This is a genomic window from Flavobacterium sp. 140616W15, assembly GCF_003668995.1.
Classification (GTDB): domain Bacteria; phylum Bacteroidota; class Bacteroidia; order Flavobacteriales; family Flavobacteriaceae; genus Flavobacterium.
The window spans coordinates 2,330,901-2,345,838 of the sequence record NZ_CP033068.1 but is presented as its reverse complement, the minus strand read 5'-3'; the positions used below and the strand labels follow the sequence as shown (position 1 = coordinate 2,345,838).

8 protein-coding genes and 1 pseudogene are annotated in these 14,938 nt (G+C 33.1%); all 9 read right to left on the bottom strand.

Annotated elements, in window-relative coordinates; translation table 11 throughout:
• Positions 1 to 139 precede the first annotated feature (139 nt).
• Positions 140 to 2,543: pseudogene (locus tag EAG11_RS09990) on the bottom strand (thiamine pyrophosphate-dependent enzyme).
• Between the two features lie 187 nt (positions 2,544 to 2,730).
• Positions 2,731 to 3,954, bottom strand: coding sequence for a hypothetical protein (locus EAG11_RS22835; RefSeq protein ID WP_371414637.1), 1,224 nt, complete (start codon positions 3,952 to 3,954; stop codon positions 2,731 to 2,733).
• Positions 3,954 to 5,444 (bottom strand): hypothetical protein, encoded by a 1,491-nt coding sequence (locus EAG11_RS22830; RefSeq protein ID WP_371414636.1) that lies wholly within the window; start codon positions 5,442 to 5,444, stop codon positions 3,954 to 3,956. The genes EAG11_RS22835 and EAG11_RS22830 overlap by 1 nt, the downstream gene beginning before the upstream one ends.
• A 230-nt stretch (positions 5,445 to 5,674) precedes the next feature.
• Positions 5,675 to 6,403, bottom strand: coding sequence for a TIGR00730 family Rossman fold protein (locus EAG11_RS09980; protein ID WP_129539052.1), 729 nt, complete (start codon positions 6,401 to 6,403; stop codon positions 5,675 to 5,677).
• A gap of 152 nt (positions 6,404 to 6,555) precedes the next feature.
• On the bottom strand, positions 6,556 to 9,387 hold the full coding sequence (gene uvrA, locus EAG11_RS09975; RefSeq protein ID WP_129539051.1) for an excinuclease ABC subunit UvrA: 2,832 nt from the start codon (positions 9,385 to 9,387) through the stop codon (positions 6,556 to 6,558).
• 185 nt (positions 9,388 to 9,572) lie between these two features.
• Positions 9,573 to 10,526 (bottom strand): Fic family protein, encoded by a 954-nt coding sequence (locus tag EAG11_RS09970; protein WP_129539050.1) that lies wholly within the window; start codon positions 10,524 to 10,526, stop codon positions 9,573 to 9,575.
• Between the two features lie 60 nt (positions 10,527 to 10,586).
• Positions 10,587 to 12,371, bottom strand: a complete 1,785-nt coding sequence (locus EAG11_RS09965) for a chloride channel protein (protein WP_129539049.1) — start codon at positions 12,369 to 12,371, stop codon at positions 10,587 to 10,589.
• Between the two features lie 128 nt (positions 12,372 to 12,499).
• Positions 12,500 to 14,185, bottom strand: a complete 1,686-nt coding sequence (gene ggt, locus EAG11_RS09960; RefSeq protein WP_129539048.1) for a gamma-glutamyltransferase — start codon at positions 14,183 to 14,185, stop codon at positions 12,500 to 12,502.
• Positions 14,182 to 14,766 (bottom strand): ACP phosphodiesterase, encoded by a 585-nt coding sequence (locus EAG11_RS09955; protein WP_129539047.1) that lies wholly within the window; start codon positions 14,764 to 14,766, stop codon positions 14,182 to 14,184. The genes ggt and EAG11_RS09955 overlap by 4 nt, the downstream gene beginning before the upstream one ends.
• Between the last annotated feature and the right edge of the window lie 172 nt (positions 14,767 to 14,938).

Here is a 14,938-nt window from a genome sequence, read left to right as displayed (position 1 = left end):
TGCCAGTAAAAGATATAGCAGACAGCAGGAAATAGCTCCTTATAATAAAATAAAAAAGATTTATTTAAACAGTCTATAAAAAAAGCTCCAAAACGTGAAGATTTGGAGCTTTTTTATATTTGATGATTAAACTAATTTCTTAGTATAAATTAGGATATTTAGAAGGATTTACTTCATTCATCATGCTGTATACTTTTCATAAATATCTTCGGCAGAAGGTTTTGAAAAGTAATCTCCATCAGTCCCGTAAGCAGGACGGTGGGCTTTTGCAGTTAATGTTTGTGGTTTGCTATCTAGATGTACGTATGCGTCTTGTTGTTCGACAATTTGTTGTAAGATGAAAGCCGAAGCACCACCTGGTAAATCTTCATCGATTACTAGCAAGCGATTTGTTTTAGCGATACTTTTTACGATATCCTGATTGATATCAAACGGAAGTAATGATTGTAAATCGATAACCTCGCAGTCAATACCAGCTTGCAATAATTCAGTGGCAGCTTGTTCAACTAATCGCAAAGTCGATCCGTATGAAACTAGGGTGATGTCTTTGCCTTCTCTTAAAGTTTCAACAACTCCAATAGGGGTTTTAAATTCTCCGTAGTTGCTAGGAGCTTTTTCTTTTAATCGATATCCGTTTAAACATTCGATTACAAGAGCAGGTTCGTCACATTCTAATAAAGAGTTATAAAATCCTGCAGCTTGAGTCATGTTTCTAGGAACTAGTACATGTATTCCGCGTATAGCATTGATGATCATTCCCATTGGAGAACCTGAATGCCAGATGCCTTCTAAGCGGTGACCTCGCGTTCTAATGATTAATGGAGCTTTTTGTTTACCTACAGTTCTGTATTGTAAAGTAGCCAAATCATCACTCATAATTTGGATTGCATATAGTAGATAATCTAAATATTGAATTTCAGCAATAGGACGTAAGCCTCTTAAAGCCATTCCGATTCCTTGACCAATTATGGTAGCTTCACGAATACCTACATCGGCAACACGAAGTTCTCCATATTTTTCTTGCATTCCTTCTAATCCTTGGTTAACGTCGCCAATGTTTCCTACGTCTTCACCAAAAATTAAGGTTTCAGGGTATTTAGTAAAGATAGCATCAAAGTTATCTCTAACAATCATTCTACCATCTACATCTAAGCTATTAGCTTCATATTTTGGTAAAACTTTCTCTACAGAGAAAACATTTAAATCAGAGTCTGAGAATAAATTACTGCTAAATCTCTCTTGAGTTGTAGCTATATAAGATGTGATCCAATTTGCTAATTCAGTTTTGCAGTCTTCGTTTACAATTAAGCGCAATACTTTACGAGCAACAACTAGCATTTCCTTTTTTAGAGGAGATTTTACAGTACTTAATTCAGAAGTAAGTTTTATTATTTGGTCTTTATTTGCGCTTTTTGGAGCAATGTTTTCTAATAAAGAAAGTAATTCTTTTTGATCGTGTATAATTGGATCTATAAAAGAATTCCATGCTTCTTTTTAGCGTCAAAAACTTCTTTTTTAAGTTCAAGTTCCATCTCAGACAGTTCTTCAGGAGAAGCAATATTGATGGCAATCATCCATAATCTCATTTGACGAATACAGTCAAAATCTTTTTCCCAAGCCAAACGAGTTGCATTCTTATAACGTTCGTGAGAACCAGAAGTAGAGTGTCCTTGCGGTTGTGTTAATTCGTTTACATGAATTAATACAGGAATATGTTTTTCGCGGGCAATAGCAGCCGCTTCTTCGTAAGTTGCTATTAATTCGGCATAATCCCAACCTTTAACTCTAAAGATTTCATATCCGTTTGAGTTTTCATCACGTTGGTATCCTTTTAATATTTCAGAGATATTTTCTTTAGTGGTTTGATGTCTTGCATGAACCGAAATTCCGTACTCATCATCCCAAACACTCATTACCATTGGTACTTGTAATACTCCAGCGGCATTTATAGTTTCAAAAAATAAACCTTCAGAAGTACTGGCATTTCCAATAGTTCCCCATGCGATTTCGTTACCATTAACAGAAAAATTATCTTTGATTTTTATACCATCAACATTTCTGTATATTTTAGATGCCTGAGCAAGTCCTAATAATCTTGGCATTTGTCCAGCAGTAGGAGAGATATCAGCACTAGAATTTTTTTGTTTGGTTAGGTTTTTCCATGAACCATCTTCATTTAAACTATGAGTAACAAAGTGTCCACCCATTTGCCTTCCTGCAGACATAGGGTCAAAATCTAAATCTGTATGTCCGTACAAACCAGCAAAAAATTGTTTAGGAGTTAATTCTCCAATAGCCATCATAAAAGTTTGATCACGGTAGTATCCTGATCGGAAGTCACCATTCTTGAAAGCTTTAGCCATTGCCAATTGAGGAACTTCTTTTCCGTCGCCAAAAATTCCAAATTTGGCTTTTCCTGTCAATACCTCCTTACGGCCTAATAGGCTACATTCCCTGCTGATTATAGCGATTCTGTAGTCGTTCAAAACTTCAGTTTTGAAATCTTCGAAAGTAAGTGTAGTATTGTTTTTTTCTTTTATCATAATCTGGAAAGGGTCATGTTAGATCACAAAATTACTTAAAAACTAGCAATTATCATAATTCGTTAAAAAAAATATAATTTAATTATCTGTATTTAAATGGGTATAACGGGATGCTTTTTTTATTGTATTTTTATTGTTTTGTGTAATTTTGTGATAATAATTTATGTTTTATTTAATTTTTATTTGATTAAAACCACTTTCTTGTAAAAAGATTGGTTAATGTTTTAGGAGATAAAGTAACTACAAATCGTATTTTTTCGCCATAATTATCTTGAGAAATTTCCCATCCATTATTAGAATACACAGGAAAATACAATTCAAAGTAATCTGGGACAAAATTTAATCGAATGCCACTATCGTATATGAGTTTTTCAGAAAGGCCTTTGCTTTTAATAATACCAATGTCACCATAAGCTTCAATCCAGTTCCATAGCGAATAACTTGCATTTAAAGTTCCTATCCATTGATTAGCAAATTGAGGAATTAGTTTTGATTTAAAACCTCCTTCGGCCATTATAAATTGCTGACTAAAAATACCAGTGCTTTCAGATCTGCCATAATAATTATAGTCAAATAAATAATCAGTAGGGCGATCAATACCGAAACTAAAATAATCAGAATTACTGTTGTTATATAAAAAGGCACCAGCATACATCCTTAGATTAATTTGGCGATTGTTCTCAAAAAGTTTTCTGAATTCTATTTCGCTGGCAAGTTTTCCAAATTGGCTAGCAAATTGGACTTCCGACATAAAATTAAAATGATTCGTAATCTCTGTTTTTGTATTATAATAACGAGCATTGAAAACTGAATAATTGGGACTAGAATTATCAGTTATATAATTACTTTTTTCTCTATTTACAATAACCTGGCGCATTGTGATAAGTTGTTTTCTGTTGTCACGAAAATTTTCTTCTCTTATACGTAACTGTACCATTGGGTTTAATTTTAGATACGTTGCGTCTGGAGCGTAGTGAAAATAAGCCTCAGAAAAGGAATATCTTATATTGTATAAGGTACTATTTCTAAAATTCTGAACATAAGAGAAGCCAGACGAACCAGATATAGTCTTTGCTTTTATAGAGTAAGCAGGATTTACATCAAATGTAAATGGTTTGTCTAATATTGTTTTGTTATGAAAACGTATTCCAGGAGCAATCCCATCATAATAATTATAATTAAGAGTCGGAATGTAGATTATCTGATTGTAATAGGGATCTTCTAAATCTTTTACAAAATTAAATTTTATAGGACGATTGGTTGGTGAAAAACCTTTTAAGGATTTCCAGTTGTTTCTCAAATTATATTCAGGAACTTCATTTTGATAATTTATAACAATTTTATCTGCATTTTTTCTTTCTACAGTAAATGTAGTGTCGGTGCTTTTAGTGTCTATCCATTGTTTAAACATTATATCTTTTTCTTCACTCCATATATTGGAATCGGAAGATAATTATCTGTTTTGTTTCTTATAGAAAACGTAACGCTGTCTTTTGTTTTAGAAACATTATGAAATTTGTAATCAATTATTTTTCTAGAGTTAATTATAATATCAAAGAACCAATCAATGTTCTTTTTGGCATTATAATTCATTAAACTTTCAAAGTTTGTACGGCTTACTTGCTCTATTTTATTAAGTTCATAAAAATCCTGAATGCTCGTTTGTACACTATTGTTACCCAAATAATCGTCTAGATAGCTAAGGCTTAGTCCAGCTCGGTATTTGCTGGCAATTTGTTCATTAAATTTTATTAGCGTGTTCTTAGGATCGCCTAGTGGCTGGTCGAGGTTCTTGCGAGCCATAAGCATATAAAAATAGCTGTATTGCTCATTAAAACTCAAATTTGTTAGTTTGTAGCTTTTTAAGATCTTTAGTTTCGAAAGACTTCCCATCATTTTCTGATCAGGGTAGTTTTCTTCGATATATTTCATCATGACATATATTTGAATGCCATCATAAATCCAGTTGTCTTTTCTGGGGTCAAGGCGTAAGCTGTTTTTTAAATAAGTGTTTAAATACGTTTTTAAGAACTTAATTTCAAACATAAATGCATCAGGAAACGGATTTATAAATGAAGGCAACTGGTTTAAACCATAAAACGGATTTCTTTCATAATCTATTTGCGAAACAGTAATTTTATTATGCGGATATGTACCAATGTAAGCATTTGTGTAATCTACAATTTTGCTTATAGCAAGAGCTTTCTGTATTTCGTCTAAATTGTTATTCCTTAAATTAGTGGAAACTTCTAGGGAGCCAATTTTATAATTTTTGAAACTATTCTTCGGTTCAATAAACATACTGAAATCAGTTCTCTTATTACCAGAATAGCTAGTGTTGCTGTAAGTTTCAAATTGATCTTGAGAAACCTTATCTAAGTCAGTTGTGATAGTGTAATTGTTCGGAATTTTTATTTCAACGTCATAATCAGTAGTAGCATTTGCAATGTCATCTAGATTGTAATTGTTGTATTTTATAAAACGATGATTTTCAAATCGGGCAGGCGTTAAGAACCAGTTTTTTAGGTTTAAACTTCCGTTTTGTGAAAATCCATATCTTGTAAATTTATCACTAGGAATCTTAACAATATAGGTCAGGTGTAAAACAATAGTTTCGTTAGGAGCTAGTTTCTGGTTTAGCTTAACGACAATAAAATCGGGGTTCTTAACAGATCTTTCCCAAGCAAGTGCTCCGTCTTGAGTATCGGCTAAGCTTATAATTGTTGTATTTCCACGTTCTTCTGGTTTTGCAAGATGGAATCCTCTATAAAATTCATCCGAAAAACGTTTGGCAAGTGGGGTGTTTTTATCTGAAAAAGAATTGTTCCAATCATTAAGAACAACAGAAATTAAGGTGTCGTTTGATACATTGTTAAAAGTAATTTCTTGTCTAATGTTCAATGTTTTTAGCTCGAGATTTACCGCAACCGCCATTTTAGAATGATGCTGTGCGTATTGTTTTATCGAACTAAATAAAACAAAAATACAAATAGTAAATTTAGAAAGTAACTTCAATGATTATCCTTAAAGATTTAATAACGAAATAAATATACTATTAATTGTGGATTTATGAAACTTAATAGACAGAAAAAAGCATAAAAAAAGCTGTTGTTACACAGCTTTTTTAAATTTTAGAAATTAGGACTTAAATCATATTTTTTATAGAATTTATCCAGAGCTTCAACTACTTCATCTTCAGAATCAACGATTTTGAATAAATCTAAATCCTCAGGACTTACAGTATGTTCTTTCTCTACCAAAGTAGTTTTTACCCAATCAATTAATCCTGACCAAAATTCGGTTCCAACTAAAATAATAGGAAATTTTCCAATTTTCTTAGTCTGAATTAAAGTGATAGCTTCAAACATTTCGTCAAGAGTTCCAAAACCACCTGGCATAACCACAAAGCCTTGAGAATATTTTACAAACATTACTTTACGAACAAAAAAGTAATCGAAATTTAAGTTTTTATCGTGGTCGATATAAGGGTTAAAATGTTGCTCAAAAGGCAATTCAATGTTCAATCCAACTGAAGTTCCACCTCCTAAATGAGCACCCTTATTACCAGCTTCCATGATCCCGGGACCACCACCAGTAATTACACCATAGCCAGCTTTACTGATTTTATAGGCAATTTTCTCAGCCAATAAATAATATTTATTATCTGATTTTGTTCTTGCTGATCCAAAAATAGACACACACGGACCAATGCGTCCCATGTTTTCATATCCATTTACAAATTCAGCCATGATTTTAAAAATCGCCCAACTATCATTGGTTCTAATTTCGTTCCATGTTTTTTGTTTTAATCTATCTTGGATTACTTTATCCTCGTCATTGTCAAAATCTTCTAATCTCATTTTATTTTGTATTAATTTATTTTTCAGGAGCATTTACCAGCTATTCGCTTTATCTTTTGGTTTTTAAAGAAAAAACCAAAAGGATGCCGCTACTATCTGGGCTAGGGCTTCCGTCTTAAAAGTGTATTTGTTTTAAAGCGGGGCGCAATATACTAAGATAATTCTTTTTTCAAAAACTGCGCTGTATAACTTTTCTTATTTTTTATTATTTCTTCAGGAGTTCCTTTTGCAATAAGCTGTCCGCCACCTTTTCCGCCTTCGGGACCAATATCAATAATATAATCAGCAAGTTTAATTACATCCATATTATGCTCGATAATTAAGATCGTATTTCCTTTATCGACCAATTTATTAATCACATCCATAAGAACCCGAATGTCTTCAAAATGCAATCCAGTTGTAGGTTCGTCAAGAATATAGAATGTATTTCCAGTATCTTTTTTAGATAATTCACCAGCAAGTTTAATACGTTGCGCTTCACCACCAGAAAGTGTTGTGCTTTGCTGACCAAGTGTGATATAACCTAAACCAACATCCTGAATAGTTTTTACTTTTCTGTAAATTTTAGGGATGTTCTCAAAAAACGGAACCGCTTCATCTACAGTCATATTTAAAACATCCGAAATGGATTTTCCTTTATAGCGTATTTCAAGCGTTTCTCTGTTAAAACGTTTTCCTTGACAAGTCTCGCATTCAACATAAACATCAGGTAAAAAATTCATTTCGATAGTTCTCACACCGGAACCTTCACAAGTTTCGCAACGGCCACCTTTTACATTAAAACTAAAACGACCTGCTTTATAACCACGAATCATACTTTCAGAAGTCATCGTAAATAGATTTCTTATCTCAGTAAAAACTTCAGTATATGTTGCCGGATTCGAACGAGGAGTTCTACCAATCGGACTTTGGTCAATATCGATAACTTTATCTATATGTTCCAAGCCTTCAATTTTTTTATAAGGCTGTGGTTTCTTTACACCATTAAAATAATAAGCATTAAGAATAGGGTAGAGTGTTTCATTTATCAATGTTGATTTCCCGCTTCCAGAAACACCAGTAACGCAAATCATTTTTCCTAAAGGCAATTCAATAGAAACATTTTTCAGGTTATTTCCTGTTGCCCCAGTCAGTTTTAAAAACTTTCCATTTCCTTCACGACGTTTTGCAGGAATTTCGATTTTCATTTCTCCATTCATGTACATGGCCGTTATGGTATGATGCTGCAGAATTTCCTCTGGAGTTCCTTTACTTATAATTTCACCACCATATTTTCCTGCTTTAGGGCCAATATCAATAACATAATCGGCACGTTCAATCATGTCCTTGTCGTGTTCTACTACAATAACAGAATTCCCGATATCACGCAATTGTTCCAAAGAATGAATTAGTTTTTCATTGTCTCTTTGATGCAAACCAATGCTTGGTTCATCTAGAATATATAATACCCCAACTAATTGCGAACCAATCTGGGTTGCTAATCGAATACGTTGCGCTTCACCACCAGAAAGAGATTTAGAACTTCGGCTTAATGCCAAATAATTTAAACCAACATTCATTAAGAAGTTCAGGCGGTCTTTTATTTCTTTAACAACTTCAGAAGCAATCAAAAGTTGTTTGTCAGTTAAATGACTGTTCAGATTTAAGAACCATGCAGTCAAATCAGATATATCCATATCACACAATTCGGTGATATTTTTTTCATTTATTTTGAAAAATAAAGCTTCTTTTTTTAATCTAGAGCCATGACATTCTGGACATTTTATTTCGTCCATAAAATCTTTTGCCCAACGTTTTATTGTAGTCGAAGCACTTTCGTCGTGTTGACTTTTGATGAAATTAGATATTCCTTCAAAATCTATTTTATAATCACGAGCTACACCCAAATCTTTTGAGTTAACGGTAAATTTATCTTTTCCACCATGTAAAATCATATGCATGGCTTCAGCAGAAATTTTTTCGATAGGATCGGTAATTTTAAAACCAAACTTCTCTCCAATAACTTCCAGCTGTTTGAAAATCCAAGACGATTTATATTCGCCAAGCGGAACAAATCCACCGGCTTTAATAGATAATTTAGGATTCGGAATTATTTTTTTTATGTTGATTTCATGTACGGTTCCTAATCCGTTACAATGAGGGCAAGCTCCTTTTGGAGAGTTAAAAGAAAATAAATTCGGCTCAGGATTTTGATAAGATATTCCAGTAGAGGGACACATTAAATTACGACTAAAATAGCGCACCTCATTAGTATCTTGATCTAAAATCATCAATACATTTTCACCATGATGCATAGCAGTATTAATGCTTTCGGATAATCGCTTTTGATTGTCAGGAGTATCTTCAATAACCATTCTGTCAACAACAATCTCAATATCATGTGTTTTGTAACGGTCTAGTTTCATGCCGGTAACTAAATCCTGAACTTCACCATTAACACGAACTTTTATGAAACCTTGTTTGGTTATTTGCTGAAAAAGCTCGGCATAATGACCTTTACGTGCTTTAATTACAGGAGCAAGAATATTAATGCGTTTGCCATTAAAATCATGAATAATCAAATCTTTAATTTGTTCATCGCTATAGCTCACCATTTTTTCGCCTGTATTATAACTATAGGCATCAGCGCCTCTCGCATATAATAAACGGAGGAAATCATATATTTCGGTAATCGTACCTACGGTAGAACGAGGACTTTTACTAGTTGTTTTTTGTTCAATAGCAATAACAGGCGAAAGCCCATCGATTTTATCAACATCAGGACGTTCTAAGCCACCAAGAAACTGTCTGGCATAGGCTGAAAAAGTTTCTACATAACGACGTTGACCCTCGGCATAGATAGTATCAAATGCCAAAGAAGATTTCCCTGAGCCTGATAAACCAGTAATTACGACCAGTTTTTCACGAGGAATAGAAATATCGATGTTTTTTAGGTTGTGAACTCTTGCGCCAAGAACTTCAATAGTATTATTTGTATCCGACATAATTTTTGCAAAAAAGCAAAGTTACCATTTTGATTTGTTCTTTCGATATAACAGTATAGAAGTTTGTGTTAAAATAGAATATGGATGAAACTGATTTAATATATGTTGCGTTAAAAAGAACACGAATAAAACAGATTTCATCCGCGTCCCATTACACACACAGAAAAAAACGCCAACTTAAAAAGTTAGCGTTTTCTTTTGCGAGTTAAAATATAATTATCAATGGCTTCTTTGGTTGTGTACCAATTGCGTCCTTCTTTATAAGCATCTATTTTACCTGTTCTAGCTAATAAGCTCACATATTCCTGACCATAAGGAGCACTTGGTTCACTTACAATATTAGATATCGTTTGGTATTCGGTTTCGTTACCAGGCATTGCATTTAAATAAATAGTAAGGGTTCTTTCTAGAGCTTGACACATTAAAAGAACTAGTTTTTGATAATTACCATTGTTTGCTTGATTGAGTGCTTCGTAATATTTTTTTCTATCATTTTTAAGGATAATGGCAGGTGGAAAACCACAACGCATCAATAGTAAATTCATACTCAAGCGAACTGTGCGACCATTACCATCAAAAAACGGATGTATCCAAACAAATTTATGATGAAAAATAGCTGCTAGCTCGATATCATTTAAACCTAATGGATTTGTATTTATAAAATCGATTAATTCATCTAGATAATCGGAGACTTTGTTAGCATTTGGAGGCATAAAATTAGCACCCGAAATACGAACACCACCATTTCTGATACGTCCTGCAAAATCCTCTTCGATAGAACGTAAGACTAAACTATGAAGAGAAAGTATATCTATACTTCGAAGTTTGTAATCATCAGTTACTATTGAGTATAAATAATCAATGGCTTTATCATGGTTGTGAGTTTCAAAATGTTCTCGAAGTGATTTACCTTTTATAGTTATCCCTTCTTGAATCACCATTTGAGTTTCTCTTAAGCTCATTGTATTGCCTTCGATGCTATTAGAATTGTATGTCCATTCTATCGATAAGCTTTCACGGATTTTATTCAAAGCAATAGTAGGCAATGGTCTGCTGGCTTGCAAATCTTGTCTTTTTTGGTAGAGTCTTTTAAATGTTGATTCAAACTCGTTTCTATATGTTAAGTCTATATTCCACATTCCACAAAGATACGTCTTAATATCGGATATTTTTAATTTATACACTATCCGATAATAAGCTTATTCTATTGTCATAGACTTTAACTTGGTTCTGTAGGCTTCTAGTGCTATAGATTTGGAAATGAACCCGTAATATTTTCCATTTTTTATTACAGGCAAGAAAGCCACTTTAGATGCTTCAAATTTATTCATCACTGTTTCCATGCTATCTATAGAGGAAATAGTTGCCGGAGGAGTTTTCATAACATCTTTTATCAAGGTATATTTTACTCTGTAAACATTAAAGATAATTTCTCGGATATCATTAAAATGTACTATTCCTACTAGTTCTGAATCTGAATTTATTACAGCAAAAACAACTTGATTAGAGTGCGAAATATAATCAACTAATTTACTAAGATGCTCATCAGGAGAAACTGTTAAATAATCAGTCTGAATGATAGAATCGATTTCTAGAGTCGACAAAATATTAGAATCTTTATTGCTTGTAAAAGCATGCCCTTTCTGCGCTAATCCTTTTACATCTAGAGAATATTTTTCGAAACGTTTAGAAATAGCAAAACTAATTGAGGAAACAATCATAAGCGGAATCATTAAGCTATAACCACCCGTAATTTCGGCAATAAGGAAAATAGCTGTAAGAGGCGCATGAAATAAACCGCTTAAGATTCCAGCCATTCCTACCATTGTAAAATTACTAATTGGTAGTTGCGTAAGACCTGTTAGGCTAATCAATTTAGAAAAGAAATAACCTATGTAAGAACCTAAAAATAAAGAAGGAGCAAAGTTACCACCATTACCACCACTACCAATTGTTAAACCAGAAGCAAAAACTTTTACCATCATAGTACATCCAACAAAAAGTAATAAAACCCACTGGTTATTTCTGAAGCCTTCAAATAGAGTATTATCTAATAATTTTCCAGGGTCACTTTCTGATAAGGTCTTAATGCTTTCATATCCTTCACCAAAAAGGGTTGGGAATATGAATATAAGAATTGCTAACATCGAAGAGCCAAATAGCGCTTTTTTATAAGCACTCATTTTTAATTTAGAAAAATAGTGTTCTACTCTTTGAAAGTTTCTAGCATAATATACCGCTATAAAGCCGGTTAATACTCCTAAAAGTACATAGAAAGGGATATTGTGATAATCAAAAGTTTGTTGCTGTTTAAAATTTAATAAGATGTTTTCATCTAGAACAATCGCCGAAACCAAAGCGCCAGTAGCAGCCGAAATCATAATTGGAGTAAATGCCGAAATGCTTACATCAACTAATAAAACTTCGATAGCAAAAAGAACACCAGCAATTGGGGCATTAAACGCAGCTGCAATTCCAGCTGCAACACCACAACCAATAAGTAATGTTCGGTCTTTATAAGGTAATTTGTAATTTTGGGCATAATTAGATCCAAAAGCAGCTCCAGTAACCACAATTGGGCTTTCTAAACCTGCAGAACCACCAAGACCAACAGTAAGGGAGCTGGTGATAATTTGCGCATACATTTGCTTTTTAGGGATAATACTAGCCTTTTTAGCAACAGTATATAAAATCTGAGAAGTGCCTTTTTCAATAGTTCCACCTAAGACTCTCTTTACCACAAAAACGGTAAGTAAGATACCAATGATAGGTAAGATACTATTAATGAAACTTAGTTTTAGAATACCATTAATGTAAGTGGCAAACGAGAACACACTATGCGCAAAGGTTTTTAAGACAATTACAGCAAAGGCGCAGGAAATACCAACCAAAACACTGGACATGAATATAAATTGCTTTTGCGTCAATATAGATTGCAGCATAGCAATAATTGATTCGAATCTCCTGAAGTATTTTTTTAACATTATGTTTTAAAAAAGTTATATGATAGTGCAAATTTAGCCTTTAGAACCCGAATTAAACAATTTTAAAGCTGTTAATCTCTTTAAAGAAATTAACAGCTTTAAAAAAAGTATTCTAAAATGTTATTTAATTAAAATCCAACGGCAGCATCGTCACCACGATAATCAGCACCACCTTCAAGTTTTTTGTTTGGTAAAACCAAAATAGCATCTACTTTACCAATTACAGGAGCATTTTTTTCGTTGACGATATAATTTTTTGATTTTAAATATTCAAGTGTTTTCGAATCAAAAGCTTTTGGTTCAAAACTTATATTGTCAGGTAGCCATTGGTGATGAAAACGAGGAGCATTTACTGCTTCCTGCATACTAAGATGATATTCATGTACATTTAAAATAGTTTGTAAAACCGATGTAATAATTGTAGAACCACCAGGAGTACCAACAACCATATATAGGCTGCCATTTTTTTCAACAATTGTAGGAGTCATAGAACTTAACATTCTTTTTTGAGGCGCAATACTATTAGCTTCGTTTCCTACTAATCCAAACATATTAGGCTCACCAGGTTTAACACTAAAATCATCCATTTCGTTGTTTAGGAAAAAACCTAATTCGTCACAATAATATTTAGAACCGTATGCATCGTTAATTGTTGTTGTAGCAGCAACAGCATTCCCAAACTGATCTACGATAGAATAATGGGTTGTTTCGGTACTTTCGCTATATTTTACTTCACCATGCTTAACATCCGAAGATAAAGTGGCTTTGTCAAAACTAAAATTTGACATTCTTTGTTTTAAATAATCATCAGAAAGTAAACCTTTTAATGGGATTTTTACAAAATCTGGATCGCCTAAAAAGTAGCTTCTATCAGCATAAGCTCTTCTTTCGGCTTCTACAATTACTTGTATTGCTTCAGCTGAATTATGGCCCATTTTTTCTAAATCGTAAGGCTCAATCATTTTTAAAATTTGTGCCAAACAAATTCCACCACTACTAGGAGGAGACATTGAAGTAATTTTTAAATCTTTGTAATTAAAAGTCAATGGTTTTCTCCATTTAACTTCATAAGTTGCTAAATCTTTCATGGAGATAATTCCTCCTTTTTTGTTAAGATAATCAACTAATATTTTAGCCGTTTTTCCTTTGTAAAATTCATCGCGGCCATTTTTCTGAATTCTTTTTAATGTTTCAGCAAGAGCAGAATATTTAATCGTATCATTTTCTTTGTATACGGTTGCAAGCAAAGTATTTTTGCCATTTCTTTCTATAATTACATCACGATATTCGTTTAATCGTTTTTCTTGTTTCTGGGTTACAATTACACCTTTTTCAGCAAGAGCAATAACAGGTTCCAGAATTGTTTTCATTGGTAAAGAACCAAATTTTTTGTGAACTGCAAAAACACCAGCAACAGTTCCGGGTATTCCAATGGCTAGTGCAGTTTCGGTACTTTTTCCTTTAATAACGTTTCCGTTTTTGTCTAGAAACATATCTTTAGTAGCTTTTAAAGGAGCTCTTTCTCTATAATCAAGAGAACCAACTTCGCCATTTGCTTTTCGGTATACCATAAATCCACCGCCGCCAATGTTTCCAGCATAAGGAAAGGCAACAGCCAATGCTAATTCGGTAGCAACCATGGCATCAAATGCGTTTCCTCCTTTTTTCATGATGTCGGCACCGATTTTCGAAGCTTCTTCACGTGCCGAGACAACCATTGCTTTATTGGTAACTAATCCTGTTGGTTGATTGGTTGCGTTCTGGGCAAAAGAGGTAAGAGAGATAAAGTAGCATAAAAAGGCAATCTTTTTCATAATGAAAGTAATTTGTGATTAACATGTTGTTTTAATTCTTCAAAAAAGGCAGTGAATTCAGTTTCAAATTCAGAATAGAATTCTTTTAATTCCGCTGTTGCGAATTGCATTTTTGAAGTGTTTTTTGTTCTGCGATCCATCTGAGTCAGGATATGATTAATCCCTTCGATGGTTTGGTAGCTTACCAGCCAATTTTCCCGAAACATAATAGGCATTATACGTTGTGTTTTTTCAGATAAGAGATCATGATTTTCAGTCAGAGAATCGTAAAATTTCTTAACAAAACCATCAAGATTTTCATCAGAGTAAGCTTTCCAGTTTTTTGCCAAAAAGTGATCATAAAAGATATCAATAATAACGCCAGCATAATGGTGATACTTCTCATGAAGCTTTTTGGTACTTTGCCTAAAAATAGGATGAGCATCGGTATAGGTGTCTATTGCGCGATGCAAAATTATGCCTTTTTGAATTTCAATAGGAAAACTTTCAAATTGCTTTCCTCGAATTCCATCAGCCATAAAATTGCCAATTTTGATTAAATCATTATCGCCAGAAAGATATATATGAGCTAGGAAATTCATTTTTTTTAGGAGTTACTAACGCTATAAAAAGACGTAGCGTTAAGTTTACTCATGTAAATGTAATAAAAACTTTTTAACTCATTTGCTTAAAAATACAGCAGTTTAGATACTTTTTTTAAATCTTGGCATCTTATTCACTTAGTTACTCCGCAACTTTTTTATATTTGTAGCA

Excerpts from the sequence above, each read along its gene's own strand:
- EAG11_RS22835 (WP_371414637.1), bottom strand. The coding sequence starts at position 3,954 with ATGTTTAAACAATGGATAGACACTAAAAGCACCGACACTACATTTACT.
- EAG11_RS09980 (WP_129539052.1), bottom strand. The coding sequence starts at position 6,403 with ATGAGATTAGAAGATTTTGACAATGACGAGGATAAAGTAATCCAAGAT.
- uvrA (WP_129539051.1), bottom strand. The coding sequence starts at position 9,387 with ATGTCGGATACAAATAATACTATTGAAGTTCTTGGCGCAAGAGTTCAC.
- EAG11_RS09970 (WP_129539050.1), bottom strand. The coding sequence starts at position 10,526 with ATGTGGAATATAGACTTAACATATAGAAACGAGTTTGAATCAACATTT.
- EAG11_RS09965 (WP_129539049.1), bottom strand. The coding sequence starts at position 12,371 with ATGTTAAAAAAATACTTCAGGAGATTCGAATCAATTATTGCTATGCTG.
- ggt (WP_129539048.1), bottom strand. The coding sequence starts at position 14,185 with ATGAAAAAGATTGCCTTTTTATGCTACTTTATCTCTCTTACCTCTTTT.
- EAG11_RS09955 (WP_129539047.1), bottom strand. The coding sequence starts at position 14,766 with ATGAATTTCCTAGCTCATATATATCTTTCTGGCGATAATGATTTAATC.